Below are 25,448 nucleotides of genomic sequence, written 5' to 3'. Positions count from 1 at the left end.
CGCGCTCCCCGAGCCCGCCCGGGCGGCCGCGTGACCGGGTTCCTCGCGGGCCTGTGCGTCGCCGTGCTGCCGCTGCTCGCCGCGGGATTCTGGCTCGGCCGGCGCACCGCACGGCCGCGCAGCCTCGGCGGGCTCGGCACGCCCGTCGAGCACGCCACCTTCCAGACCCTGCACACCGCCTCCCTCGCCGCGCCCCCGCTGCGGGCGGGCCTGACGGAGGAGACCGCCCGGAAGTCGGCGCGCCGGCTGCGCACCCTGCTCGGCACGGACGCGCTGTGCCTGACCGACCGCGAGGAGGTGCTGGTCTGGGACGGCGTGGGCGGCCACCACCGCGCGGAGATCATGGACCGGCTCGCCGCCCCGCTGGACACCGGCCGCGGCGAGGCGTTCCCGCTGGCCTGCGCCGACCCCGACTGCCCGGCCCGCTGGGCGGTGGTCGCCCCGCTCACCGTCGACGACCGGGTGCACGGCGCGCTCGTCGCCTGCGCCCCGCGCGAGTCCGCCGTGCTGGCCCGGGCGGCCGGTGAGGTGGCCCGCTGGGTGAGCGTCCAGCTGGAGCTGGCCGACCTCGACCGGTCCCGGACGAAGCTGATCGAGGCCGAGGTCAGGGCCCTGCGCGCACAGATCTCCCCGCACTTCATCTTCAACTCGCTCGCGGTGATCGCCTCGTTCGTGCGCACCGACCCCGAGCGCGCCCGCGAGCTGCTGCTGGAGTTCGCCGACTTCACCCGCTACTCGTTCCGCAGGCACGGCGACTTCACCACCCTCGCCGACGAACTGCACGCCATCGACCACTACCTGGCCCTGGTCCGCGCCCGCTTCGGCGACCGTCTCGCCGTCACCCTCCAGATCGCGCCCGAGGCACTGCCGGTCGCGCTGCCCTTCCTGTGCCTCCAGCCGCTGGTCGAGAACGCCGTCAAGCACGGTCTGGAGGGCAAGGCGGGCACCTGCCACATCGAGATCACCGCGCGGGACGCGGGCGCCGAGGCCGTGGTCGTCATCGAGGACGACGGCGCCGGAATGGACCCCGGCCAGCTGCGCCGCATCCTCGCCGGCGAGGCCAGCCCCTCGGGCGGCATCGGCCTGTCCAACGTCGACGACCGGCTGCGCCAGGTGTACGGCGACGACCACGGCCTCGTCATCGAGACCGCGGTCGGCGCGGGCATGCGGATCACCGTCCGGCTCCCCAAGTACCAGCCCGGCGTGCACTCCGGCACCCGGCTCGCACCGGGCTGACGGGCCGGGGGGGGCGGCCGGCTCAGGTCGTCCGGGTCATCACCATGGCCAGCGTGATCAGGCCCAGCACCACCCAGCCGAACCACAGCCAGCCGTTGCTGCCGAGCGCCACCGTGTAGGCGGTGACCGCCACCAGGCCGCCGAGGGTGAGCACCCCCATGGTCCTGGTCGATCCGTCCGTCGAACCGGGCATCGCGACACCCTCCTCAAGGACGGCACCCTCCGCAGGGTGCGTCCCCCCTTATGGTGCCCCGATCCGCGCCCGCACGGCACCGGACGGGTGAGACAGCTCGCGACCGGCCGGTCAGCGGGGCGCTCAGCCCTCGCGGGCGTTGAGGGAGGCGAGGTAGGCGTTGTACGCCTCCAGCTCCCGGTCGCCGTCGCGGTCGGCGGCCCGGTCGGTGCGCCGGGCCTGCCGCTGCTCGGAGCGGTACCACTGGAACAGCAGGGCGACCAGCACGAGCACGGACGGGATCTCGCTGAACCCCCAGGCGATGCCGCCGGCCGCGTTCTGGTCGGTGAGCGCGTCGATGCCCAGCGAGCCGGGCGGGTCGCGGAACGTCTCCACCATCGGCGTCGACGCCATCATCAGCGCGATGCCGAAGAACGCGTGGAACGGCATGCCCGCGAACAGCTCCAGCATCCGCATCAGGTACCCCGGCCGGTGCGGGCCCGGATCGACGCCGATGATGGGCCAGAAGAACACCACGCCCACGGCGAGGAAGTGCACCATCATCGCCAGGTGTCCGGTCCTGGACCCCATCAGGAAGTCGAAGATCGGCGTGAAGTACAGCGCGTACAGGCTCGCGATGAACAGCGGGATCGTGAACGCCGGGTGCGTGACGATCCGCATGTAGCGGCTGTGCAGCAGGGCCAGCAGCAGCTCCCGCGGCCCCGTGCGGCCCCGGCCCGCGGCCGGCAGCGCCCGCAGGGCCAGCGTGACCGGCGCGCCCAGCAGCACCAGGATCGGCGACAGCATGCTGATCACCATGTGCTGCACCATGTGCACGCTGAACATGACCATGCCGTAGTCGTTGAGCCGGGTGCACATCATCAGCGCCACGGTCAGCACGCCGGCGGTGTACGACACCGTGCGGCCCACCGGCCAGGCGTCACCGCGCCGCCGCAGCCGCACCACACCCCAGGCGTACAGGCCGAGACCGACCAGACAGGCGACCAGGAAGAACGGGTCCGCGGACCACACCAGCCCTCGCCCCAGCGTGAACGGCGGCAGATCCGTCATCGTGCCGTGCCCGCTGTGATCCATCCGCCGGCTCCTGATTCGTGGGGGTTGTACGTGTCTGTCCGCCCCCAAGACTAGAGCCGCCCCCGGTCACGGCGGTGACCGGGGGCGGCTTCGCGCGGGGCGGTCCTACAGCACGCACTCCGCCTCTTCGTACCGCTCCTGCGGCACCGTCTTCAGCGTCTCCACGGCCTCCGCCAGCGGCACCATCACGATGTCCGTGCCGCGCAGCGCGGTCATCCGGCCGAACTCGCCGCGGTGCACGGCCTCCACCGCGTGCCAGCCGAACCGGGTCGCCAGCACCCGGTCGTACGCGGTCGGCGTGCCGCCGCGCTGCACATGGCCGAGGATGACCGGCCGTGCCTCCTTGCCGAGGCGCTGCTCCAACTCCACGGAGAGCTGGCGGGCGATGCCGGCGAAGCGCTCGTGGCCGTAGACGTCCTTGCCGCCCTCGTCGAAGTTCATCGAGCCGGGCTTCGGCTTGGCGCCCTCCGCGGCGACCACGATCGCGAACCGCTTGCCCGCCTCGAACCGCGCGCCGACCTTCGCGGTCAGCTCGTCGATGTCGAACGGCCGCTCCGGTACGACGATGGCGTGGGCGCCGGCCGCCATGCCCGAGTGCAGCGCGATCCAGCCGGTGTGCCGGCCCATGACCTCCACGATCAGCACCCGCTGGTGCGACTCGGCGGTGGTCTTCAGCCGGTCCAGGGCCTCGGTCGCCACGGTGACGGCCGTGTCGAAGCCGAAGGTGACGTCCGTGCCCGCGATGTCGTTGTCGATCGTCTTCGGCACACCGACGATCGGCAGGCGGTTGTCCGACAGCAGCCGGGCCGCCTTCAGCGTGCCCTCACCGCCGATCGGGATGATCGCGTCGAGACCCAGCTCGGCGACGTGGCCGCGCGCCCGCTCCACCCCGTCGCGCAGGTGCTCCGGGCGGACCCGGGAGGAACCGAGGATCGTTCCGCCACGGGCGAGGATGCCGCCCACGGCGTCGAGGTCGAGCTTGAGGTAGTCGCACTCAAGGAGACCTTTCCAGCCGTCCCGGAAGCCGATGACCTCGTCGCCGTGGTCGGCGACGGCACGGTGCACGACGGACCGGATGACGGCGTTCAGGCCGGGGCAGTCGCCGCCGGACGTGAGGACACCAATGCGCATAGCCCGAAAACCTTCTCGACGTGGGCCGGGGACCGGACCACGCTGTCCGGCTGGAACCCGGCCACCCTACCGGCGTGTGGGGGTGGCTCCGTACCGGGCGTCCGCCTGCTGGACGCGTCCGCCCATGTGAGCGGCAGAGTCGTCAGGCGGGCCCGGGACCAAGCTGCCGGAGGGCGCTAGAAGGCCGCTTCAGCGACCCTGGACGCGCACGTCAGGCGGGCTGCTGGGCGGCGGCGATGCGCTCGCCGCGCAGCGCCTCGTACCACCGGTCGTCGACCGGCGGCAGCGCGTTCACGTCGAGGGCGAGCTTCAGCAGCAGGTCCGCGATCTGCGGGTTGCGGGCCAGCACGGGGCCGTGCATGTACGTGCCGAAGACGGTGTCGTTGTACGCCCCCTCCGTGCCGTCGCCGGTGCCGTTGCCCCGGCCCAGTCGGACCTGGGCGAACGGGCGCGCGGTAGGGCCGAGGTGGGTGACGCCCTGGTGGTTCTCGAAACCGGTCAGCTGGGGCAGGCCCAGGCGCCCGTCGATGTCCGCGAGGACGTCACCGACGCACCGCTCGCCCTCGCCGCGCACCGACACCACGTCCAGCAGGCCCAGACCCGGCTCGCGCTGGCCGAGGTCGTTGATGAACTCGTGGCCGAGGATCTGGTAGCCGGCGCAGACGGAGAAGACGATGGCGCCGTTCTCCACCGCCCGGTGCAGGCCCCCGTCACGGCGCAGCCGCTCGGCGGCCAGCCGCTGCGGCCGGTCCTCGCCGCCGCCGATCAGGTAGATGTCGCCGGAGGTCGGGATGGGCTGGTCGCTGCGTACGTCGAGCCGGGCCACGTCCAGGCCCCGCTGCCGCGCCCGGCGCTCCACGACGAGGGCGTTGCCCTGGTCGCCGTAGGTGCTCAGCAGATCGGGGTAGATCCACACCAGCCGCAGTTGGTTGTCACTCATCACGTGATGGTCCTTCGGGGTCAGTTGCCGACGCGGCGGCGCAGGTCCTGGAACGCGGTGTAGTTCGCGATGACCTCGATACGGCCCGGCGGGGCCGCCTGGACGGCCTGGTCGAGGTTCTCGCAGACCTGGAAGTGCTGGTTGGCGACCTCCAGACGGACCGCGAGGTCCAGCTTCCGGTCGCCGATGACGAAGACCGGGTGGCCGGTCAGCCGCGTGTAGTCGACGTCCCACAGCCAGGAGGTGTCGGTGCCGTCGGCGCCGCGCGCGTTCACCGAGAGGATCACCGGGGTGGGCGGCGGGTCGATCAGGGAGAACGTCTCCAGCCAGCCGGCCGGGTTCTTCGCCAGCAGCAGGCGCAGGTCGCGCTCCAGGAACTGCACCACGTCGTAGCGTCCGGCGACCGCCTGCACCTGGTACATCCGCTCCAGGGCGACCTGCGGCGGCACCCCGAAGACGGCGGCGACGGCCGCCGAGGAGGCGGCGTTGGCCTTGTTGGCGCGGCCGGGCAGCTGGAGGTGGATCGGCCAGGCGGAGCCGTGCGGGTCCAGGACGTGGTCGCCGGAGAGCGCCCAGGTCGGGGTGGGCCGGCGGAAGCCGCACTCGCCGCAGAACCAGTCCTCGCCGGGGCGCTGCATCACACCGCCGCAGGACGGGCAGGACCAGGCGTCGTCCTTCCACATCTGACCGGCCGCCACCCACATCACGTTGGGGGAGGAGGACGCCGCCCACACCACCAGCGGGTCGTCGCAGTTGGCGACGACGACGGCCTTGGAGCCGGCCAGGCCCTCGCGCCAGTTCTCGGCCAGCATCCGCGTCTCGGCGGCCCGGTCGAGCTGGTCGCGGGAGAGGTTGAGCAGGGCGATGCACTTGGGGTCGGTGTCGCGGGCCACCCCGGCGAGGTACTTCTCGTCGACCTCGATGACCGCGAACTTCGCGTCGGAACCGCCCGCGAGGGCCGAGGTGATCCCGGCCGGCATGTTGGCGCCGAGCGCGTTCGACACGACCGGCCCCGCGGCGCCCAGCGCCTCCGCGATGAGCCGGGTGGTCGTGGTCTTGCCGTTGGTGGCGGAGACCAGGATCACGTCCAGGTTCTGCGCGAGCCGGGCGAGGAGGTCGGGGTCGAGCTTGAGCGCCACCCGGCCACCGATCACGGATCCGCTGCCGCGCCCCGCGGCGCGCGAAGCGGCCGCCACCGCCTTGCCCGCGGTCACGGCGAGCTTGGCCCGCGGCGTGAGCGGGTCCGAGTTGCCTGCCATCAGTTCTCGCTCCTCCTTGCGTACGCGCCGCGCCTGAGCCATCCGGCAACGTGGTGTGGACCTCAGCCTATCGAGATCCATTCGCACACCCGAATCCCGGCCCACGCCAGCGCGGCGGGCGTGGGGCCGAGGGAACCGTACCCTTACGGTCATGCGACACCGCTCCATCCCGGGCGCCCGCGGGCGGGTCCGGCCCCTCACCCTGCTCGGCGACCCGGCGCTGCACGCGCCCTGCGCGGAGGTCACCGACTTCGGTCCCGCCCTCGCCCGGCTGGTGGAGGACCTGTTCGCCACGATGTACGCGGCGCAGGGAGTGGGCCTGGCCGCGAACCAAGTCGGCGAGCGGCTGCGGGTGTTCGTCTTCGACTGTCCCGACGACGAGGATGTACGGCACCTGGGCCACGTCGTCAACCCCCGCCTGGTGGCGGCGGACGGCCTGGTGCTGCGGGGCCCCGAGGGCTGTCTGTCCCTGCCGGGTCTGGAGGCGGGGACCGAGCGCCACGACCACGCCGTCGTCGAGGGGTTCACCGCGGCCGGGGAACCGGTGACCGTCGAGGGCACGGGGTTCTTCGCCCGGTGCCTCCAGCACGAGTGCGACCACCTGGCGGGCACGGTCTACTCCGACCGCCTCACCGGCGGCCGCCGGCGCCGCCTCGCACGCCAGGTGCGGCGGGCCTGCTGGCACCGGGGGAGCGGGCCCGCCTGAGCGGGTCCCGAAGTCAGAAGCCGGGGCCGCCCGTCCGGTCACCGGCGGCGGCCAGCCGGCCCCACAGCAGGTCGGCGAGGGAGCGCACCAACTCGGCCCGCGAGCACGGCCGCTCGCCGAGCCACCAGTCGCCGGCCGCGTGCATCATGCCGACGATCCCGTGGCCCCACACCCGGGCCAGCTGCTGGCTGCCCGGCCCGAGGTCCAGCCGCTCCCCGATGACCTGGGCCAGCTCCTCGCCCATCCGCCGCAGCAGCGGCGCCGAGTGCTTGCCGACGTCGAACCCCTGGTCCGGGCCGCCGCCGCCCTCCGCCGGGTGCATCAGGAAGCGGTACACCTGGGGGCGGGCCTCGATCGCCGCGAGGTAGGTGTCGAGGGTGGCCTCGACCCGCTGCCGCCGTTCGGCCGGGGCGTCCAGCGCGGCCCGCAGGGAGTCGAGCAGCGCGTCGGTGTGCCGCTTGGCCAAGGCCGCGTAAAGGCCGCCCTTGTCGCCGAAGTGGCGGTAGAGGATGGGCTTGGTGATGCCCGCCTCGGCCGCGATGGCGTTCATCGAGGCCTGGGGGCCGTCACGCAGCACCACCCGGTCGGCGGCCTCCAGCAGCTCCCGCCGTCGGCGGTCGGCGGACCGCTGCTGATCGGTCCGCTGCGTGGTGTCCATGTGCTCTCCCCACCCGTGCTGATTCGGTGACGCCTGCGCAAACTAACACTGACCCCGCCCGCCGGATCGAACGGGATGCCGAGGGCTCATCGGGAGTTGACTTTTCCTACCGGTCGGTAACAGACTCAGGTTACCGCTAGTAACATCGCACGTTCCGCCGCTGGAGGGGACATGGCCGAGTTCACCATGGAGCTCAACGACGAACAGAAGGAGGTCCGGGACTGGCTGCACGGCTTCGCGGCCGACGTGATCCGCCCCGCGGCCGCCGAATGGGACGAGCGTGAGGAGACTCCCTGGCCGGTCATCCAGGAGGCCGCGAAGGTCGGCATCTACTCCCTCGACTTCTACGCGCAGCAGTACTTCGACCCCACCGGCCTCGGTATCCCGATGGTCATGGAGGAGCTGTTCTGGGGCGACGCGGGCATCGCCCTCTCCATTGTGGGCACGGGTCTGGCCGCCGTGGGCGTTCTCGCCAACGGAACCGAGGAACAGATCGGCACCTGGATCCCCCAGATGTACGGCGACGCCAACGACGTCAAGGTCGCCGCGTTCTGCTCCTCCGAGCCCGACGCCGGCTCCGACGTGGCCTCCATGCGCACCCGGGCGGTCTACGACGAGGCGACGGACGAGTGGGTGATCAACGGCACGAAGACCTGGGCGACCAACGGCGGCATCGCCAACGTCCACGTCGTCGTCGCCGTCGTCGACCCGGAGCTGGGCTCCAAGGGCCACGCCTCCTTCATCGTCCCGCCGGGCACCCCGGGACTGGCGCAGGGCCAGAAGTTCAAGAAGCACGGCATCCGCGCCTCGCACACCGCCGAGGTCGTCCTGGACGGCGTCCGCGTGCCCGGCTCCTGCCTGCTCGGCGGCAAGGAGAAGCTGGACGAGCGCCTGGCCCGGGCCCGGGAGCGGGCGCGGACGGGCGGCGAGCGTGTGAAGAACGCGGCGATGGCCACGTTCGAGGCGAGCCGGCCCGCCGTGGGAGCCATGGCCGTCGGTACCGCCCGGGCCGCCTACGAGGTCGCCCTCGACTACGCCCGCACCCGCGAGCAGTTCGGGCGCCCGATCATCGACAACCAGGGCATCGCCTTCCAGCTCGCCGACATGCGCACGCAGATCGACGCCGCCCGGCTGCTGGTGTGGCGGGCCTCCTGGATGGCGGTCAACGGCAAGCCGTTCACCGCGGCCGAGGGCTCGATGTCGAAGCTGTTCGCCAGCGAGACGGCGAAGAAGGTGACCGCGCAGGCGATCCAGATCCTCGGCGGCAACGGCTACACCCGCGAGTACCCGGTCGAGCGGATGCACCGCGACAGCGCGATCTACACGATCTTCGAGGGCACCAGCGAGATCCAGCGCCTGGTCATCGCCCGCACCCTGGCCGGCATGCCGATCCGCTAGCCGCCCGCCGCCCGCCGCACCGGAAACGCCAGCGGAAGCGGCATGCCTGATCCGGTCCGCGGACTCACCGCGGACCGGATCACGCGTCTCCCCCCCCGGCCGGGGCCGGGACGGTCACCGGTGTCTCAGCGGGGTGAGCTGCTCGATGTCGTACTTGGCCCGCAGGGCCTCGATCGCCTCCTGGTCCGGCGGCCCGCCGTCGGCCAGGAGCGCCAGCAGCTCCTCGAAGTACAGCTCGTGGTCCGGCGGGGGAGACGCCTGGAAGAACATCTTCGCCGTGCTCCGCGTCGGGTTCGCGAACGCGTGCGGGCACCCCGGCGGTACCACGATGACGGTGCCCGCAGTCGCCCGGACCACGCGGCTGCCCGAACTGGACTCCCACTCCTGCCAGTTGTCGGGGGTGCGGATGCGGGGCTCGAAGGCGAGCACGTCCAGCTCGCCCTCCAGCACGTAGAACAGCTCCTCGCTGCGCGTGTGCACATGGGCGCCCACGTCGAAGCCGGGCGGGACCTCCACCTCGAAGGTGGAGGCCATCCGCGAATGCGCGCCCGTGACCTTGTACGTCACCCGCTGGGCCGGCGTCCGGACGACCCGGCCGTGCCCCGGCGGCACCAGCAGCCCCTCGGTCCCGGTCACGGGGCGCTCACCACGTCACCGGAAGGGACTCGGGCCCCCGGATCAGCGCGCCCTTGCGGAAGGGCACCTGATCCGGCGGCACGGCGAGCCGGAGACCCGGCACCCGGTCCAGCAGGGCGTCGACCAGCAGCTCCGACTCCAGCCGGGCCAGCATGCCGCCCGGGCAGTAGTGCGGGCCGAAGCCGAACGCCACGTGCGGGTTGGGGCCGCGGGCGAGGTCGATCGTCTCCGGGTCGGGGAAGACGTCCGGGTCGCGGTTGGCGGCGAGGTAGGACACGTAGACGGGATCGCCCGCCCGGATGCGCACGCCCCCGATGTCCACGTCCTCCAGGGCGATCCGGGCCAGGCCGACCGCGTTGCGGTGCGGGATGTAGCGCAGCAGCTCGTCGATGGCGCGGGGGCGGATCGCCGGCTCGGCGCGCAGCCGCTCGGCCAGCTCCGGACGGCTCAGCAGCAGGTAGAACATCTGCCCGCTGTTGTTGGTCACCGCCTCGCCGCCGATCTGGAGCAGCACGGCGAGCCCGACGGCCTCCTCCAGGGTCACCTCGCCGCCGCTGACGGCCGCGCCGAGCAGCGAGGTGACGTCCTCGCCCGTACTGCCCGCCCGCGCCCCGATCAGCTCGCGGAAGCAGGCGCTCATCTCCCGCTTGGCCCGCTCGCTGACCTCCTTGCCGTGCGCGGAGGACAGGATCAGCTGCGTCCAGCTGTGCATGCTGTGCCGGTCGCCGGCCGGGACGCCCATCAGCTCGCAGATCACCGCGATCGGGAAGGGGCTGAGCACCGCCGCGGTCAGGTCGGCGGGCGGCCCGTCCTGCAGGAGTTCGCCGACCAGCTCGTCCAGCATGGCGCGGGCCCGGTCCCGGACGCGCTCGACGCCCTTGGCGGTGAACGCCGCGGCCACCGAGCGGCGCAGCCGGGTGTGGTCGGGCGGGTCGAGGAAGCCGACCGCGCCGCGGTCCGGAATGAAGTGCGGCGCGAGCCGGGTGACCGGCCGGTCCATGACCGCCTCGCGGCTGAAGCGGGGGTCGTTGGCCACCGAGCGCACGTCGTCGTACCGGGTGACCAGCCAGGCCCAGCCCTCGCCGTTGGGCAGCTGGATGCGGGTGACCGGGCCCTCCCGGATCAGCTCGGTCAGCACCGGGTCGAAGTCGGCCCCGGCCAGGTCGAGCGCCGGCCAGAGCCGGATGGGGGGCAGGGTCTCGGTGAGCGTCTCGTCCGTCATGACGCCCTGCCGTCCTGACGGCTCCAGCGGCCCACGGTCATCTCGGCGGTGATGCCCGGTCCGAACCCGGCGAGCAGTCCGCGCGCGTTGTCCTCGGCGCCGCCCTCCTCGAACAGCCGGCGCAGCGCGTCCAGGACGACGGCGCTGGCGATGTTGCCGTACTCGGTGAGCGTGGCCCGGCTGAACCGGAAGGCCTGCGGTTCGACCTTCAGGAACGTGCTCAGGTCGTCGAGTATTCGGGGGCCGCCGGCGTGGATGATGTAGAAGTCCAGGTCGGAGGCGTCCCAGCCGTGGGTGCCCGCGAGGTCCTTGAGCGCCGGGGCGAGGGGCTCCATGGTCGTGGGCACCCGCTTGTCCAGCAGGAAGTGGAACCCGGTCGCCCGCACGTCGTAGGCGATCCAGTCCTCCGTCTTCGGGATCAGGTACGAGCCGTTGCGCTCGAGCCGGACCCCGGTGCCGCCGCGCCCGCGGACCACGGCGGCGGCGATGCCGTCGCCGAACAGGCCGTTGGAGAGCAGCGAGCCGACGCCGAGGTCGGTCGGCTGGTAGCACAGCGAGCAGAACTCGCAGGCCACGATCAGCGCGTTGGCCTCGGGATAGGCCGTGCAGAAGTCGTGGGCGCGGTTGATCGCGGCGCCGCCGGCCGCGCAGCCCAGCTGGGCGATGGGCAGTTGCCGGGTGGTGCTGTCGAAGGCCATCTCGTTGATCAGCCAGGCCGTGAGCGAGGGCATCATGAAGCCCGTGCACGACACGTAGATGATCACGTCGATGTCGGTGGTGAGCAGTTCCGCGTCGTCGAGCGCGCGCTGGATCACCGCGGGGACCCGGGCCTTGGCCTCGGCCTCGTAGAGCTTGTTGCGGTCCTCGAAGCCGGGGTGCTTCAGGGTCTCCTCGATCGGCTGCACGATGTGCCGGGTCTTCACGCCCGTGTTCTCGATCAGCCGGAGGGCGAGCGGCAGCTGTGGGTGGTCCTCGTGGTGGGAGCGCGCCAGCTCCAGCGTCTCCTCCATCGTGATCACGTGCTCCGGAACCGACACCGAGGGTCTGCACAAAGTCGCCATGAACCGTGCCTGCTTTCGCCGTCCTGCGGGCTGGTGCCCGCCGGTCAGAAGGTGGTTCACCTCAAGGGGTGGTTCGTCCACGATCACCCGGGAGGGCGAAGATCTCGCGTCGGGTTACTCCAACTCGGGGACCCCCGAGCGAGGCCGGAACGGCGGCCGGCGGGCCCGCAGGGAGAAGAACACCGAGGCGGGAACGGTCGCCGGGCCGCTGGAGCGGAGCCCGGCGGGCAACTCGCGCGAGCCGCCCGCCGTGGAACCCGGACGGCCGGCCCGAGGGACCCGCACACGGAACGTCACCGTCCTACGGAGTGGTCCCGCTGCTGTGCGCGATGCACGCCACGTCGATCCGGTCCGCGAGCTTCGCCAGCTCGATGGTCAGAGCGGCGACGGTGTCCTCGTCCAGCCCCTCCTCCCCGGCCTCGACCAGATGCAGCCACCGGCCGCCCACGGTCCGCAGCAGCTTGCTGACATCGGCCGCGGCCACCTGCAAGGTACCGCGGTCGTCGACGATCAGAGGGAGAGTCACTTCGCGGTTCACAAACGGGATGGTAGCCGCGTGACGGTCACGCACCGTGCCAAACCGTGGTGATGTTGCAGAACTCCCGGATTCCGTGCCCGGACAGCTCCCGCCCGTACCCCGACGCCTTCACGCCACCGAACGGGAACGCCGGATGCGAGGCGGTCATCCCGTTGACGAACACGGAGCCCGCCTCCAGGTCCCGGGCGAACCGGTCCACCTCGCTCTCCTTGCGCGTCCACACGTTGGAACTGAGCCCGAACGGGGAGTCGTTGGCGATGAGCAGCGCCTCGTCCAGGTCACCGGCCCGGTACACCGTGGCGACCGGCCCGAACGTCTCCTCGCGGTGGACGCGCATCTCCCGGGTGATCCCCGCCAGCACCGTCGGCGGGTAGTACCAGCCCGGCCCGTCGGGCCGCTCCCCGCCGCACAGCACCCGCGCCCCGCCGCGCCTGGCGTCGTCGACCAGTTCCTCCAGATCCGCCCGGCCGCGCTCGGTGGCGAGCGGCCCGACCTCGGTCTCCTCGGCCAGCGGGTCACCCACCGTGAGCGCCTGCATGCCCCGCACGAAGCGCTCCACGAACGCGTCGTACACGTCGGTGTGGACGATGAACCGCTTGGCGGCGATGCACGACTGCCCGTTGTTCTGCACCCGGGCGGTCACCGCGGTCCGCGCGGCCCGGTCGAGGTCGGCGGAGGGCATCACGACGTACGGGTCGCTGCCGCCCAGTTCCAGCACCGTCTTCTTGATCATCTCGCCGGCGGTGGAGGCGACCGCCCGGCCCGCGGGCTCACTGCCGGTGAGGGTCGCCGCCTTGATCCGCTCGTCGCGCAGCAGGTCGTCGACCGCGCCCGAGCCGATCAGCAGGGTCTGGAAACAGCCCTCGGTGAAGCCGGCGCGGTGGAAGAGGTCCTCCAGGTACAGTGCGGTCTGGGGGACGTTGGAGGCGTGCTTGAGCAGGCCGACGTTGCCCGCCATCAGCGCGGGCGCGGCGAAGCGCACCACCTGCCACAGCGGGAAGTTCCACGGCATCACCGCGAGGACGGGTCCCAGCGGCCGGCAGCGCACCCGCACCCGGGACGCCCCCGAGTCGCGCACGTCCGCCTCGGCGGGCTCCTCGTCGGCCAGCAGGGCCTCGGCGTGCTCGGCGTACCAGCGCATCGCCTTGGCGCACTTGGCGGCCTCGGCCCGGGCCTGCCGGACGGGCTTGCCCATCTCGGTGGTCATCACCCGGCCGATCTCCCGCTGGTCCTCCTCCAGCAGGTCGGCGGCCCGGTTCAGCAGCCGGGCGCGCTCGTCGAACGAGGTCGTCCGGTAGGTGCGGAAGGTGGCCTCGGCGAGCTGGAGCCGCCGCTCCAGCTCCTGCTGGTCCATGGGTTCGTAACTCTTGAGCGTCTCGCCGTTCGCCGGGTTCACCGTCGCGATGGGCATGGCCGACCTCCGTCAAAGCGGGCTGTGCTACGACCTTCGCGCGCGGCCGGTCCGGCCGCAACGCGTGGGCCGTGCGGGGCGGCGCGCGTCCGGGGACGCCCCGGGCCGGTGCCCGGCGCGTCCTCGGGCTCACGCTCCGTCCGAGTGCTCCGCCAGCCGGTCGAGAAACGCGGCCTGGGCCGGAACGATCACGGCACGGGCCCGGTCCAGGCCCAGCCAGGCCACCCGGTCCAGCTCGGGGAACTCCTGCGTGCGCCCGGAGCGGGGAGGCCACTCCATGGAGAAGGTGCCGGGCGAGACGGCCGCCGGGTCGAGGTCCCCCTCGACCGCCCAGGCCGTGACGATCTTGCCGTTGCGCTGCACCACCTCACCCAGCGGTACGGCCTCCCCGTCGGGCGGCGGCAGCCCCAGCTCCTCCTGGAACTCGCGGCGGGCCGCGTCCCAGGCGGGCTCGCCGGGCTCGTACTCGCCCTTGGGGACGGTCCACGCCCCGGCGTCCTTGCGGGCGAAGAACGGACCGCCCATGTGGCCGAGCAGCACTTCGGTGCCGTCCTCGCCGCGCCGGTGCAGCAGCAGTCCCGCACTGCGCTTCGCCCTGCGCACCGTCATGGGGCGACCTCCGGGTGTGCTGCCAGCAGGGCCTCCACCGTATCGGCCTCCTCGGGGCGCTTGTCCTCGCGGTAGCGGATCACGCGGGCGAAGCGCAGGGTGACGCCGGCCGGGTAGCGGGTGGAGCGCTGGAGCCCGTCGTAGGCGATCTCCACGACGAGTTCGGGGCGTACGGTCACCCCCCAGCCGTGCTCCCGGACGGCCAGGGTCCGCAGGTGCTCGGTCTGCCAGGTGAGCATCGCGTCGGTCATGCCCTTGAAGGTCTTGCCGAGCATGGCGAAGGTGCCGTCGGCGTTGCGGGCGGCCAGGTGCAGGTTGGAGAGCTTGCCGGTGCGGCGGCCGTGGCCCCACTCGGCGGCCAGCACGACCAGGTCGAGGGTGTGCACGGGTTTGACCTTCAGCCAGGACGCGCCGCGCCGGCCCGCGCTGTAGGGGGCGTCCAGCGCCTTGACGACCACGCCCTCGTGCCCCCGGTCGAGGGTGTCGGCGAGGAAGCGCTCCGCCCGTTCGAGGTCACCGGGGCCGGAAACCAGGGCGCGGCGCACCCGCATCGGCTCCGGCACCAGCCGGGCCAGCTCGGCGTGCCGCTCGGCGAAGGACAGCTCCAGCAGGTCCCGGCCGCCGATCGCGAGCGCGTCGAAGAAGACGGGGGCGACGGGCACCTCCCCGGCGGCGCGGGCCACGTCCACCCGGGAACCGACCCGGCCCGCCGTCTCCTGGAAGGAGCGGGGCCGTCCGGTCGCGTCGAAGGAGATCACCTCGCCGTCCAGGATGAACCGGTCGTCCGTCAGCGCCAGCGCGGCGGCGGTCACCTCCGGCAGCCGGTCGGTGATGTCGTCGAGGGTGCGGGTGTGGACCCGTACGGCGCTGCCGTCCCGGTGGACCTGCACCCGGATGCCGTCCAGTTTCTCCTCGACCGCGCACGCGCCGAGCTTCTCCACCGCCTCGGCGACGGAGGAGGCGCTGTGCGCGAGCATCGGCAGCACCGGCCGGCCGACGGTGAGACGGAAGCGGTCCAGCGCTCCCGGTCCGTCGGCGAGCAGCGCCTCGGCCACCGACTGCAGGGACCCGGCCAGCATCACCGCCCGCCGGACGTCCGCCGCCTGCGCCCCGGTCGCCCGGGCGAGGCCCTCCACGGCGACCGCGTCCAGGGCGCCCTGCCGCACCTCGCCGGTGAGCAGGCCGAGCAGGAAGCGCTGTTCCTCCTCCGTGGCGGCGCCCATCAGCGTGCCGACGAGCCGGGTCCGCTCCGTCTGCGAGCCGGGTCCGGCGACCGTGCCCAGCTCGGTGAGCGCCGCGTCGACCTCGCGGACGGTCAGCGTCGGCTCGGCGGCGGGCGGGACGGGCCGGCCGAGCACCTTCCAGCCGACGCCCAGCCGTCCCTGCGGCAGCCGTCCCGCGAGATAGGGGATGACGATCGGCACGTCGGCCGGTTCCGTCTCCCGGAACAGCTCCGCGAGCAGGTCGGTCTTGCGGGACCGGGCCGCCGTCGCGGCCACCTCCCGGGACACGTGGGCGAGCCGGGTCAGCAGCATGCAGTCATGGTGCACCGCGGGCGCCGGTCCTACACCCGCACGACGGCACCGGCCCCTCCGCGTGCGCCGCGCGTGCCCGGCCACGTGCGGCCGAAGGCAGCGGCCGCACGCCCGTCCCGCACGGCGGCCGCCCGCCGGTCCCGCACGGCGGCCGTCGCCCAGAGGCCGCGGTGACCGCCCGCCGCTGCCGCGTTGACAAACCGGTTTGCCGAACCTGCAATGGGGCGATGACCACCGACGACGTTCTCGCGGGCGTGGGCCCGAGGCTGCGCCGGCTCCGCAAGGACCGGGAGGTGACCCTGGCGGCGCTGTCGGAGACGACCGGCATCTCGGTCAGCACCCTCTCCCGGCTGGAGTCCGGACTGCGCAGACCGAGCCTGGAACTGCTGCTGCCCATCGCCCAGGCCCACCAGGTGCCGCTCGACGAGCTGGTCGGCGCCCCGCCGGTCGGGGACCCGAGGGTGCGGGCCAAGCCGCTCGAACGGCACGGGCGGACCTTCTGGCCGCTGACCCGCCAGCCCGGCGGGCTCCAGGCCTTCAAGGTGCTGGAGCCGCGGCGCAGCCAGGAGCCGGACCCCCGCAGCCACGAGGGCTACGAGTGGCTGTACGTGCTCTCCGGGCGGCTGCGGCTGGTGCTCGGCGAGCACGACGTGGTGCTGGCGGCCGGGGAGGCGGCCGAGTTCGACACCCGGGTGCCGCACTGGTTCGGGTCGACGGGGGAGGGGCCGGTGGAGTTCCTGAGTCTGTTCGGTGCACAGGGCGAGCGGATGCACGTACGGGCGCGCCCCGCCCGGAAGTGACCCACGCTACTGTTCCCGGATGGGCAAGCGACCGCTTAGTATGCGGGGGACCCCGGTCAGACGACGCAGTCCCGTGGAGGCCCCGCATGCAGGCATGGCAGGTGTTCGAGAACGGCGAGCCGAGCGAGGTGATGCGGCTGACGGAGGTGGAGCGGCCGACGCCCGGCGAGGGCCAGGTCCTGCTCCGGGTGCGCGCCGCCAACATCAACTTCCCCGACGCGCTGCTGTGCCGCGGCCAGTACCAGGTGCGGCCGCCGCTGCCCTTCACGCCGGGCGTGGAGATCTGCGGCGAGACCGAGGACGGACGCCGCGTGATCGCCACCCCGGCGCTGCCCCACGGCGGCTTCGCCGAGTACGCCGTCGCCGACGCCGCCGCCCTGCTGAGCGCGCCCGGATCGCTGGACGACGCCGAGGCCGCCGCGCTGCACATCGGCTACCAGACGGGCTGGTTCGGCCTGCACCGCCGGGCCCGCCTGGAAGCGGGCGAGACGCTGCTCGTGCACGCCGCCGCCGGCGGGGTCGGCAGCGCGGCCGTCCAGCTCGGCAAGGCGGCCGGGGCCACGGTGATCGGGGTCGTGGGCGGCGCGGACAAGGCCGCGGTGGCCCGCGAGCTGGGCTGCGACGTGGTCATCGACCGCCGGGCCGACGACGTCGTCGCCGCGGTGAAGCAGGCCACCGGCGGCCGGGGCGCCGACGTCGTCTACGACCCCGTCGGCGGCGCCGCCTACGCGCAGTCCGCCAAGACCGTCGCCTTCGAGGGCCGGATCGTCGTCGTCGGCTTCGCCAGCGGCACCATCCCCAGCCCGGCGCTCAACCACGCCCTGGTGAAGAACTACGCCATCCTCGGCCTGCACTGGGGCCTGTACAACACCAAGAACCCCGAGCTGGTCCGGCACTGCCACGAGCAGCTGACCGAGCTGGCCGCCCGGGGTGCCATCAAGCCGCTGGTCAGCGAGCGGGTGCCCCTCGAGGAGGCGCCGGCCGCGGTGCAGCGGGTCGCCGACGGCGTGACCACCGGCCGGGTGGCCGTCGTCCCCTCGTCGCAGAACGGAGCCGCCGCATGACCGACGCGAGCGAACTCAGGCGCCGCACGGCCGAGTTGCTGGCCGCGTATCCGCCGGCCGGCACCGCCCGCCTGGACTTCCTCAGGGCCCGCTTCGACGCGGGGCTCGCCTGGGTGCACTACCCGGAGGGGCTCGGCGGACTCGGCGCCCCGCGCTCCCTCCAGGCGGTCGTCGACGCCGAGCTGGAGGCCGCGGGCGCCCCCGACAACGACCCCCGGCGCATCGGCATCGGCCTCGGCATGGCCGCGCCGACCATCCTCAAGTACGGCACCGACGAGCAGCGGCGCCGCTTCCTGCGGCCGCTGTGGACGGGCGAGGAGGTGTGGTGCCAGCTGTTCAGCGAGCCGGGCGCCGGCTCCGACCTGGCCGCGCTGCGCACCCGGGCGGTCCGCGAGGACGGCGGGGACTGGGTCGTCGACGGGCAGAAGGTGTGGACCTCCAGCGCCCACGTCGCCCGCTGGGCCATCCTGATCGCCCGCACCGACCCGGCCGTCCCCAAGCACCAGGGCATCACCTACTTCCTCTGCGACATGACCGACCCGGGCGTGGAGGTCCGGCCGCTGCGCCAGATCACTGGTGAGGCCGAGTTCAACGAGGTCTTCCTCACCGGCGTGCGCATTCCCGATTCCCGCCGGCTCGGCGCCGTCGGGGAGGGCTGGCGGGTCGCGCAGACCACCCTCAACAACGAGCGCGTCGCCATCGGCGGCATGCGGCTGCCCCGCGAGGGCGGCATGATCGGCCCCGTCGCCCGGACCTGGCGCGAGCGTCCCGAGCTGCGCACCCACGACCTGCACCAGCGCCTGCTGAAGCTGTGGGTCGAGGCCGAGGTGGCCCGGTTCACCGGCGAACGCCTGCGCCAGCAGCTCGTCGCCGGCCAGCCCGGCCCCGAGGGCGCCGGCATGAAGCTCGCCTTCGCCCGCCTCAACCAGGAGATCAGCGGCCTGGAGGTGGAACTCCGGGGCGAGGAAGGGCTCCTGTACGACGACTGGACCATGCGCCGCCCGGAGCTGGTCGACTTCACCGGCCGGGACGCCGGGTACCGCTACCTGCGCTCCAAGGGCAACAGCATCGAGGGCGGGACCAGCGAGGTCCTGCTGAACATCGTCGCCGAGCGCGTCCTGGGCCTGCCCGCCGAGCCGCGCACCGACAAGGACGTCGCCTGGAAGGACCTCGCCCGATGAGCACCGAACCGGATCTCCTCTACTCGGAGGAGGAAGAGGCGCTGCGCGCCGCCGTCCGTGACCTGCTCACGGACCACTGCGACGCGGCCGGTGTGATCGCCCGCACCGAGTCCGGCACCCCGCACGACGTACCGCTGTGGAAGGCGCTCGCCGGCGGGATGGGCCTCGCGGGGCTGCTGGTGCCCGAGGAACTGGGCGGCCAGGGCGCCACCCACCGCGAGGCGGCCGTCGTGCTGGAGGAGCTGGGCCGTGCCGTCGCCCCCGTGCCCTATTTGACCAGTGCCGTCGTCGCCACCGAGGCGCTGCTCGCGTGCGGCGCCGACGACCTGCTCGCCGACCTGGCCTCCGCCACCTCGGTCGGCGCGCTCGCCGTCGGCCTGCACACCGCGCCGGGCGCCCCCGTCCCCGTCGTACGGGTGGACGGCGGCCGGCTGCACGGCGAGCTGACCGGCGTCGCCGACGCCACGGGCGCCGACGTGCTGCTGGTCCCCGCCGACGACGGCGGCCTCTACGCGGTCGCCGCCTCCGCCGCCACCGTCAGCCCGCAGGTGTCCCTCGACCTGACCCGGCCGGTCGCCCGCGTGGTCCTCGACGGCGCGGAGGGCCGCCGCCTCGGCGAGGCCGAACCCGCCGTACGGCGCGCCCTGCGGGCCGGGGCCGGACTGCTGGCGTCCGAGCAACTGGGCCTGGCCGACTGGGCCCTGACCGAGACGGTGCGCTACCTGAAGGAGCGCACCCAGTTCAACCGGCCGGTCGGCGGCTTCCAAGCGCTCAAGCACCGGCTCGCCCAGCTGTGGCTGGAGGCCGTCCACCTGCGCGCCGCCGCCCGGGCCGCCGCCGACGCGCTCGCCACCGGCGAGGACACCGACGTCCGGGTGGCCGTCGCCCAGGCCTACGCGGCGCCCGTCGCCGTCCGGGCCGCCGAGGAGGCGCTGCAACTGCACGGCGGTATCGGCATGACCTGGGAGCACCCGGCCCACCTGTACCTCAAGCGGGCCAAGGCCGACTCCATCGCCTACGGCACCGCGGGCGCCCACCGGGAGGCCCTGGCCGCGCTGGTCGGCCTCCAGGCACCCTGACGCACACCCCCTGAGAGCCCGTCCCGCCGCGACACCACACGAACGGGGGACGGCTCAGCCGCCCGGACGAACCCTCCGCTACGCCACACTTGCGGCCGAACGCCGCGATCCGGGCGTGGCGGAGGAGGTTCGCGATGGCCATTTCCATCTCTGTGGTGCTGCTGCTGTCGATCCTGGCCGTGGTCTTCGTGCGCAACGGCGCGCTGAAGGTCTCCCACGCCCTGGTCTGCATCCTGCTCGGCTTCTACCTGGCCAGCACGAGCATGGCGCCCACCATCCACAGCGGGCTCACCGCGACCGCCGACCTGGTGAGCAGCCTGCGGCCCTGAGGCACGGAGGTCACGGGACGTACGCGGTCACGGCGCCGAGAACACCCCGATGCCGTTCGGCACCGGGCGCTCGGCGCCGCCGCTCGGGTGGTTGCGCACCGACACCGCGGCGGCGCCCGGCTCCCGGGCCACCAGCTCCGTCGAGCCGCCGCCGTCCAGGCTGAACGCGTTCACCGAGCCCAGCTTCCGCATGGCGGCGGCCAGTTCGGCGACCGTCAGGCCGCTGCGGTAGGCGGGGGCGCCGTCCAGCGCGAGGAGCAGCACGCGCCGTCCGCCGTCCGCGTAGCCCACGGCGGTGCGGACGGCGGAGGTGCGGTCGTCGAGCCCGGGCAGCGGCCGCCCGTCGCGCAGCACCGGGTAGCCGCCGATGGCGAAGCGGTAGGCGACCTTGGACGCGGACGCCACCAGTCGCGCGCGCACCGTCACCCGCTCGCCCGCCGTCAGCTTCCGCAGCTGCCGCGCGCCCGCCTCGCGGCCCACCAGGACCGTGGTGCCGGCCGCGATCGGGCCGCTGCCCGGGGTGGCGGAGACCGAGACGACCCGGTCGTGGCGGACCGTCACCTCGTAGGTGTCGGTGCTGCACGCGGCCGCCCGGTCGGTGTCCGTGCCGCACACGGCCCGCGCCCGGGAGACGCTGCCCCAGCGGGCGGTGAACGCGCCGACGGAGTTCTGCGCCAGCGCGTACTGGTCGAGCCCCCTCAGCGGCAGCGCCCCCTCCGGCGTGCGGACCGAGCCGGCCAGGGAGAGGCGGTCCAGGCGGGCCCGGCGGTCGGTGCCGACGCCGAAGACGTCCTCGGTGGTCGCGCCGGGCGGCATCGGGGGACCGAACCGCTGGCCGCCGGGCACCGCCGCCTTGAGCACCCGGCCGTGTGCGACGGCCGGTCCGACGGGGGCGCCGGTGGCCTCCACGCCGGGGTGCTGCGTCTCGCTGATGTCGAAGAAGTCGCCGTTGACCCCCGCGACCGCGCCCGCCGAGTCGGCCAGCCGTGAGACCGCTGCCCGGGCGGCCACCGCGCCCGGGTGCAGCAGGTCGAGGCGGACGTGGGGATTGCCGAGGTCGACGCTCAGCACATGGGCGTGCGTGACCCCCTTGGCCGCCGGGATGTCCAGCTGCCGGTAGCCGACCCCGGGCGCGATCCGGGTGTCTCCCGCCGCGCCGTCCGGTGCCGCGCCGGCCGGTGCCGCCCCGGTCAGGGCCGCGCCGGCCAGCACGCCGAGCGCCGCGAGGATCCGGCACACCGCCCTGCCGGGGCGCACCGCGCCCGCCGCGCCCGCCGCCGGGTGTCCGTGACGTGTCACCGCTCCCCCTGATGTCTCGTCCGATGTCCTGTCTGATGTCCCGTCTGATGTCCCGTCACATCAGGACCCGGGGCCAGTGCAGCAGACGGCGGTGGCCTCCGGGGTGCGCGGGCGCCGACAACGCGAGAACGGGTGAGGAAACGTACCCCCTCGGGTGCTTCCGCCGTTGCCCGCCGGCCGTCCGGACGGTCCGCCGCCACGGCTGCTCAGGGCCGCGTCCGGCACCCGGGTCCGCGGCCGGGCCGCTCGGGACGGCGACCGCTGTGACAACTGCGGTCACGAGCACAAAAGTTGATGTGCGAAGCTGTTCGCAGCCGGGCACGGTCAGGGGCCGTGACGGCCGCGGAAAGGAGCGCAGCGTGGGACGGGACGGCTTCGGCGCCGAGGAGATCGACACCAGCAGGCCGCATCCTGCGCGGATCTACGACTACCTGCTGGGCGGCAAGGACAACTACGACGTGGACCGCCGGGCCGGTGACGAGGTCGCCGCCGCCGCCCCCGAGGTGCGCATCGGCGTGCGGGCCAACCGGGCCTTCATGCAGCGGGCCGTGCGGTACGTGGTCCGCAGCGGCGTCCGCCAGATCCTGGACATCGGCACCGGGCTGCCCACCTCGCCCAACGTGCACGAGATAGCCCACCAGGTGGCACCGGACGTGCGCATCGCCTACGTCGACAACGACCCGATCGTCAACGCCCACGCCAACGCGCTGCTCAGCCGCACCGGCGCGACCAGCATCGTGCTCGCCGACCTGCGCGACCCGCGGGCCGTCCTCGAACACCCCGACGTCCGCAGGGTCATCGACTTCGACCGGCCCGTCGCCCTGCTCCTGGTCGCCATCCTGCACTTCCTCACCGACGCCGAGAAGCCCGGGCAGGTCGTCGCCACCCTCCGCGACGCACTGCCGGCCGGCAGCTTCCTGGTGCTGTCGCACGCCACCGACGACTTCGCCGACCGCAGCGCCGCCCAGGCCGTCTACACCAAGGCCACCGCCACCCTCAACCTGCGCTCCCGCGCCGAGGTCGAGCGGTTCTTCGACGGCTTCGAACTCGTCGAGCCCGGCCTGGCCCAGGTTCCCTTCTGGCGCCCCGACACCGAACCGCCGGCCCGCTCCGGCGAGATCGGCTTCTACGGCGGCGTGGCCCGCAAGACCCGCTGAGCCGCGGGCGGCCGCGTCCCCAGGCGCCCGGCCCCGGGTCCGGCCGGACCGCCGACGCGAGACCGGCCCTGGCCGCGTCCAGCTGCGCGGCGAAGCCGATGCCGAGGAACAGGGCGATACCGGTGACGTTCGCCCACAGCAGCAGCGCCACGACGGCGGTGAGCGGCCCGTACGCCGGGCCGAACGCCCCGCTCATGCCGACGTACAGCGCCGGCAGCCAGGTCGCGGACACCCACAGCACCAGGTGGACGGCGGAGCCGAACGCCGGCCAGGTGCAGCCCGGCCGGCGGCGCCGGGGCGACCGGCGCAGGATCACCGCGGAGGCGATCCAGGCCGGCGCCAGGCCGACGGGCACCTCCAGGACGGCCCACCACCGCGGGGCCAACGAGTCGGTCAGCAGCCGCACACCCCCGTACCGGCGCAGCGCCGTCAGCGCCTCGTCGCCGGAGAGTTCGTCCCCGATCATGTCCCTGGTCTGCGGGACGTGGACGGCGGTTCCCCTCGCGCACAGGCTCCTTCCGCTGCTCCGCCCGGGCTCGTACGGGCGCTCCGCTGCTGTACGACTGCCCGCGACCGGTGCCCGCACCGTCCCGGACACGGGGGAGCCGGAAGCCTGCTCCGGAGCTGGGGGCGGCGCCTCGTCCGCCCGGCGCCGGGCGAGCCGTGCGGCCCCCTCTTGGATGACTCTTCAGCACAGGGGGCCGCACGGTCCGGTGCGGCGTCGAGTGGCGCCTCGGTTCCCATCATGGGGCACGCGCCACCGGGCAGGGGCAGACGTGATGGATCCCCCTCAAAGGGATGAACCACTGCCGCACCACCGCCACCGCCGGCATTGTTCCGCAACCCCCTGATCACGTGGCGGCCCGCACCACGGGCGCGCCATGCTGGCGTCGCCCACCTGACGGCGCTTCAGCACCGCCGGACGGACGGGCTGTTGGTGTGTGAACCGCTCACAGAAACCGAGTGCGATGTCGAGTAAGAAGGTGGTGACCATGGCCGTCCTGGCGATGGTCCTCACGTGGAGCACGGTGATGACCGTGCTGGGACAGGTCGCGGCCGTGGCCGCCCTGCTCCCGTCCCTGGGCCTGCTCGTGCAGCAGATCGTCCAGGCCCTGACCGCGCCCGACGGCTCCCGCCCACCCGCCACCCCCGGCCCCACTGCCGCCGGCGGACAGGAGCCGCCCCGATGATCTGGTCCCCCGACGCCGACCAGCCGCCCCCACCCGACACCTACGGCCGGCGGGGCCGCAAACCGGCCCCGATCTGCGAGACCGCGGGCCTCTCGCACCGGGCCTGGCTCGAACCGGTCCGCGGCTTCCTCTTCGCCAGCGGTATGACCCTGAACGACCTCGTCGGCCGCTCCGGCTACTCCAAGACCCGCATCAGCGAACTCCTGCGCGGCAACGGCTACTACCCGGCCTGGGAGATCACCTTCAGCGTGATCCGCGCCCTGGGACTGCCCGTGCAGCCGATGCGCCGGCTGTGGACCGCGGCGGCCCGCGAGGCGCGCAAGGAACCCGGCTGGATCGAGCACTGCATACAGCAGGTCGCCCTCCAGCCCGAACACCCGCCCCTGGCCCACCAGGCGTTCACCGAGGCCATGGCCGACGCCTACACCTGCTACGCCCGCGCCTTCCTGCTCACCGACCACCGCGCCCGCTGGGTCGTCACCGAGACCTTCGACATCCTCTGGCTGTGCTGGAGCGAGGCCGCCCACAGCGAGAACATCCGCCGCTACGCCTGGCGGCTGCTGCGCTCCCGCGTCATGGCACGCGCCCAGCGCCACCACGAGGGCCACCCCGACCTGCGCGCTGCCGTCTTCTCCACCGCCGAGGTCCACGACGGCGAGCCCGGCCACCTGATCGTCCTCAGTGAACTGGTGGACCTCTTCGACGCGATCGGCCGCCTCCCGCACGACCAGATGGACGTGGCGGTCCTGCGCTACCTGTGCGCCATGTCCCCGGAACAGATCCCCGACGTCCTCGGCCTGAGCCCGGCCATCGCCCACGCCGTCGACCACCACGCCCGCGCCGCCCTCCACCGCCTCCTCCACGCACCCCGGGAGTGAATCCAGCCGCCATGACCCCCATCGACGCCCTCCTCGCCCGCGCCCGCCTCCACGACCACCCGTACGTCCCCGCCGACACCGTCGCCTACGAGGACTTCGCCTACCTCGACCTCACGCCCGACTCCGCGCCCCCGCCGCCCGAGACCCCGGCCGGTGACGACGCCGCCGCCGACGACCTGGAGCACCTCTGCGAGGTCGTCGTCACCGCGGTCGCCCCCGGCGCGCTGGAGTTCCTCACCGACCAGCTCCCCGAACCGCCCGGCGCCTGGCTGCTGGGCTGCGCGCTGCACCTGGCCGGGGTGGAGGACGGCGCCCGCTTCTGGTGGCAGTACGCCGCCGGTGCCGGGCACGTCGCCGCCGCCTACTGCCTCTCCCTGCACCACCACGCCCGCGGCGAGACCCACGCCGCCGCCTTCTGGTACGACCAGACCGGCCTCGACGCCGCCACCGACGGCGACACCCTCGCCGTCACCGGGGTCTGCCCGCCCCTGCACCGCTTCCGCTTCGACGCCAGCATCCCCACCGTGCTGCGCATCCTCAGCCACCTCACCGCGCCCGGCCCGCGGCCGCGCACCCACCGGGCCGACGCCATCACCAACTACGTGGCACACGCCGTCACCCACGGCCGGCTGCGCCACCCCACCGTCGAGATCCCGGTGCCCGAACCGCGCTTCGCCGACCGCGTCAGCTTCATCCTCGCCACCACGCCGCCCTGGAGCCGCCGCATGGCCCAGGTCTTCAACCCCGCCCTGCCCAGCCGCAGGCGCGGCCCGCGCGGCAACCGGGGCCGCGTCCGGGACACGGCCGTGGAAGGCGCCAAGGGGTGAGCGCGGCGTGAGCACGGCATGACCGGGCCACGGTACG

General features: G+C 73.6%; 26 protein-coding genes and 1 pseudogene. 12 read left to right on the top strand and 15 right to left on the bottom strand.

Features of this window, described 5'->3' with window-relative positions; all coding sequences use genetic code 11:
• The first annotated feature begins 30 nt into the window (after window positions 1-30).
• Window positions 31-1,236: a sensor histidine kinase gene (locus tag ACZ6CZ_RS15205; protein ID WP_469020028.1), complete on the top strand. Its 1,206-nt coding sequence runs from the start codon at window positions 31-33 to the stop codon at window positions 1,234-1,236.
• Window positions 1,237-1,258: 22 nt separating this feature from the next.
• Here the strand turns inward: ACZ6CZ_RS15205 and ACZ6CZ_RS15200 are convergent, their stop codons facing one another.
• The 5 genes from ACZ6CZ_RS15200 to ACZ6CZ_RS15180 all read right to left on the bottom strand — a co-directional run bounded on the left by ACZ6CZ_RS15200 (window position 1,259) and on the right by ACZ6CZ_RS15180 (window position 5,833).
• On the bottom strand, window positions 1,259-1,429 hold the full coding sequence (locus ACZ6CZ_RS15200) for a hypothetical protein (protein ID WP_469020026.1): 171 nt from the start codon (window positions 1,427-1,429) through the stop codon (window positions 1,259-1,261).
• A gap of 123 nt (window positions 1,430-1,552) precedes the next feature.
• Window positions 1,553-2,503 (bottom strand): cytochrome c oxidase assembly protein, encoded by a 951-nt coding sequence (locus ACZ6CZ_RS15195; RefSeq protein WP_469020023.1) that lies wholly within the window; start codon window positions 2,501-2,503, stop codon window positions 1,553-1,555.
• 105 nt (window positions 2,504-2,608) lie between these two features.
• The gene (locus ACZ6CZ_RS15190) at window positions 2,609-3,634 is read right to left on the bottom strand and encodes a 6-phosphofructokinase (protein WP_469020020.1); all 1,026 of its coding nucleotides are present in this window, start codon (window positions 3,632-3,634) and stop codon (window positions 2,609-2,611) included.
• A gap of 211 nt (window positions 3,635-3,845) precedes the next feature.
• Window positions 3,846-4,574, bottom strand: coding sequence for a type 1 glutamine amidotransferase (locus ACZ6CZ_RS15185; RefSeq protein WP_469020015.1), 729 nt, complete (start codon window positions 4,572-4,574; stop codon window positions 3,846-3,848).
• A gap of 20 nt (window positions 4,575-4,594) precedes the next feature.
• On the bottom strand, window positions 4,595-5,833 hold the full coding sequence (locus ACZ6CZ_RS15180) for a MurT ligase domain-containing protein (RefSeq protein WP_469020010.1): 1,239 nt from the start codon (window positions 5,831-5,833) through the stop codon (window positions 4,595-4,597).
• Window positions 5,834-5,984: 151 nt separating this feature from the next.
• Between ACZ6CZ_RS15180 and def the strand changes: the two genes are divergently transcribed.
• Window positions 5,985-6,539 carry a peptide deformylase gene (gene def, locus ACZ6CZ_RS15175; RefSeq protein ID WP_469020007.1) on the top strand — a complete coding sequence of 185 codons (555 nt, stop codon included), beginning with the start codon at window positions 5,985-5,987 and terminating at the stop codon, window positions 6,537-6,539.
• 13 nt (window positions 6,540-6,552) lie between these two features.
• Here the strand turns inward: def and ACZ6CZ_RS15170 are convergent, their stop codons facing one another.
• Complete coding sequence (locus tag ACZ6CZ_RS15170) at window positions 6,553-7,197, bottom strand: TetR/AcrR family transcriptional regulator (protein ID WP_469020004.1); 645 nt, start codon at window positions 7,195-7,197, stop codon at window positions 6,553-6,555.
• A 171-nt stretch (window positions 7,198-7,368) separates the two neighbouring features.
• Between ACZ6CZ_RS15170 and ACZ6CZ_RS15165 the strand changes: the two genes are divergently transcribed.
• A complete protein-coding gene (locus ACZ6CZ_RS15165) occupies window positions 7,369-8,595 on the top strand; it encodes an acyl-CoA dehydrogenase family protein (RefSeq protein WP_469020001.1) in 1,227 nt (408 codons plus the stop codon).
• A gap of 114 nt (window positions 8,596-8,709) precedes the next feature.
• Here ACZ6CZ_RS15165 and ACZ6CZ_RS15160 read toward each other — a convergent pair whose 3' ends face one another.
• The 7 genes from ACZ6CZ_RS15160 to ACZ6CZ_RS15130 form a co-directional block, all read right to left on the bottom strand.
• Complete coding sequence (locus ACZ6CZ_RS15160) at window positions 8,710-9,231, bottom strand: cupin domain-containing protein (RefSeq protein WP_469019998.1); 522 nt, start codon at window positions 9,229-9,231, stop codon at window positions 8,710-8,712.
• Window positions 9,232-9,238: 7 nt separating this feature from the next.
• Window positions 9,239-10,453 carry a cytochrome P450 gene (locus ACZ6CZ_RS15155; protein ID WP_469019995.1) on the bottom strand — a complete coding sequence of 405 codons (1,215 nt, stop codon included), beginning with the start codon at window positions 10,451-10,453 and terminating at the stop codon, window positions 9,239-9,241.
• Window positions 10,450-11,562 (bottom strand): type III polyketide synthase, encoded by a 1,113-nt coding sequence (locus ACZ6CZ_RS15150; protein WP_469020546.1) that lies wholly within the window; start codon window positions 11,560-11,562, stop codon window positions 10,450-10,452. Before ACZ6CZ_RS15150 ends, ACZ6CZ_RS15155 begins: the two co-directional genes overlap by 4 nt.
• Window positions 11,563-11,815: 253 nt before the next feature.
• On the bottom strand, window positions 11,816-12,052 hold the full coding sequence (locus ACZ6CZ_RS15145; RefSeq protein ID WP_030967216.1) for a DUF6213 family protein: 237 nt from the start codon (window positions 12,050-12,052) through the stop codon (window positions 11,816-11,818).
• Between the two features lie 25 nt (window positions 12,053-12,077).
• Complete coding sequence (locus ACZ6CZ_RS15140) at window positions 12,078-13,463, bottom strand: NADP-dependent succinic semialdehyde dehydrogenase (RefSeq protein WP_469019991.1); 1,386 nt, start codon at window positions 13,461-13,463, stop codon at window positions 12,078-12,080.
• A 129-nt stretch (window positions 13,464-13,592) separates the two neighbouring features.
• A complete protein-coding gene (locus tag ACZ6CZ_RS15135) occupies window positions 13,593-14,072 on the bottom strand; it encodes an NUDIX hydrolase (RefSeq protein WP_469019989.1) in 480 nt (159 codons plus the stop codon).
• A complete protein-coding gene (locus ACZ6CZ_RS15130; protein ID WP_469019985.1) occupies window positions 14,069-15,607 on the bottom strand; it encodes an ATP-dependent DNA ligase in 1,539 nt (512 codons plus the stop codon). The genes ACZ6CZ_RS15135 and ACZ6CZ_RS15130 overlap by 4 nt, the downstream gene beginning before the upstream one ends.
• Window positions 15,608-15,834: 227 nt before the next feature.
• On the opposite strand from ACZ6CZ_RS15130, the gene ACZ6CZ_RS15125 reads away from it, so the two are divergent.
• The 5 genes from ACZ6CZ_RS15125 to ACZ6CZ_RS15105 all read left to right on the top strand — a co-directional run bounded on the left by ACZ6CZ_RS15125 (window position 15,835) and on the right by ACZ6CZ_RS15105 (window position 20,060).
• Window positions 15,835-16,407: a helix-turn-helix domain-containing protein gene (locus tag ACZ6CZ_RS15125; RefSeq protein ID WP_469019981.1), complete on the top strand. Its 573-nt coding sequence runs from the start codon at window positions 15,835-15,837 to the stop codon at window positions 16,405-16,407.
• Window positions 16,408-16,493: 86 nt separating this feature from the next.
• A complete protein-coding gene (locus ACZ6CZ_RS15120) occupies window positions 16,494-17,471 on the top strand; it encodes an NADPH:quinone oxidoreductase family protein (protein ID WP_469019979.1) in 978 nt (325 codons plus the stop codon).
• Entirely contained in the window at window positions 17,468-18,652 is a 1,185-nt protein-coding gene (locus tag ACZ6CZ_RS15115; RefSeq protein ID WP_469019976.1) for an acyl-CoA dehydrogenase family protein, read from the top strand. Before ACZ6CZ_RS15120 ends, ACZ6CZ_RS15115 begins: the two co-directional genes overlap by 4 nt.
• Window positions 18,649-19,731: an acyl-CoA dehydrogenase family protein gene (locus ACZ6CZ_RS15110; RefSeq protein ID WP_469019973.1), complete on the top strand. Its 1,083-nt coding sequence runs from the start codon at window positions 18,649-18,651 to the stop codon at window positions 19,729-19,731. The genes ACZ6CZ_RS15115 and ACZ6CZ_RS15110 overlap by 4 nt, the downstream gene beginning before the upstream one ends.
• Window positions 19,732-19,865: 134 nt before the next feature.
• On the top strand, window positions 19,866-20,060 hold the full coding sequence (locus ACZ6CZ_RS15105) for a hypothetical protein (protein ID WP_469019970.1): 195 nt from the start codon (window positions 19,866-19,868) through the stop codon (window positions 20,058-20,060).
• A 27-nt stretch (window positions 20,061-20,087) separates the two neighbouring features.
• Here the strand turns inward: ACZ6CZ_RS15105 and ACZ6CZ_RS15100 are convergent, their stop codons facing one another.
• Window positions 20,088-21,272, bottom strand: coding sequence for a phosphodiester glycosidase family protein (locus ACZ6CZ_RS15100; RefSeq protein ID WP_469020543.1), 1,185 nt, complete (start codon window positions 21,270-21,272; stop codon window positions 20,088-20,090).
• Between the two features lie 446 nt (window positions 21,273-21,718).
• Between ACZ6CZ_RS15100 and ACZ6CZ_RS15095 the strand changes: the two genes are divergently transcribed.
• Window positions 21,719-22,516: an SAM-dependent methyltransferase gene (locus ACZ6CZ_RS15095; RefSeq protein ID WP_469019968.1), complete on the top strand. Its 798-nt coding sequence runs from the start codon at window positions 21,719-21,721 to the stop codon at window positions 22,514-22,516.
• Between the two features lie 25 nt (window positions 22,517-22,541).
• Here the strand turns inward: ACZ6CZ_RS15095 and ACZ6CZ_RS15090 are convergent.
• Window positions 22,542-22,892 (bottom strand): annotated as a pseudogene (locus ACZ6CZ_RS15090) (YhjD/YihY/BrkB family envelope integrity protein); the annotation flags it as partial.
• A 592-nt stretch (window positions 22,893-23,484) separates the two neighbouring features.
• Between ACZ6CZ_RS15090 and ACZ6CZ_RS15085 the strand changes: the two are divergent.
• The 3 genes from ACZ6CZ_RS15085 to ACZ6CZ_RS15075 are packed head-to-tail and all read left to right on the top strand — an operon-like array spanning window position 23,485 to window position 25,411.
• Window positions 23,485-23,706, top strand: a complete 222-nt coding sequence (locus tag ACZ6CZ_RS15085; protein WP_469019965.1) for a hypothetical protein — start codon at window positions 23,485-23,487, stop codon at window positions 23,704-23,706.
• Window positions 23,703-24,584, top strand: a complete 882-nt coding sequence (locus tag ACZ6CZ_RS15080) for a SigE family RNA polymerase sigma factor (RefSeq protein WP_469019962.1) — start codon at window positions 23,703-23,705, stop codon at window positions 24,582-24,584. Before ACZ6CZ_RS15085 ends, ACZ6CZ_RS15080 begins: the two co-directional genes overlap by 4 nt.
• Window positions 24,585-24,595: 11 nt before the next feature.
• Window positions 24,596-25,411, top strand: a complete 816-nt coding sequence (locus tag ACZ6CZ_RS15075; protein WP_469019959.1) for a DUF6207 family protein — start codon at window positions 24,596-24,598, stop codon at window positions 25,409-25,411.
• The last annotated feature ends 37 nt before the right edge of the window (window positions 25,412-25,448 follow it).

The organism is Streptomyces sp. NPDC041135, assembly GCF_055592085.1.
The sequence above is the reverse complement of the archived record's forward strand: the minus strand, read 5'-3'. Positions and strand labels throughout refer to the sequence as shown.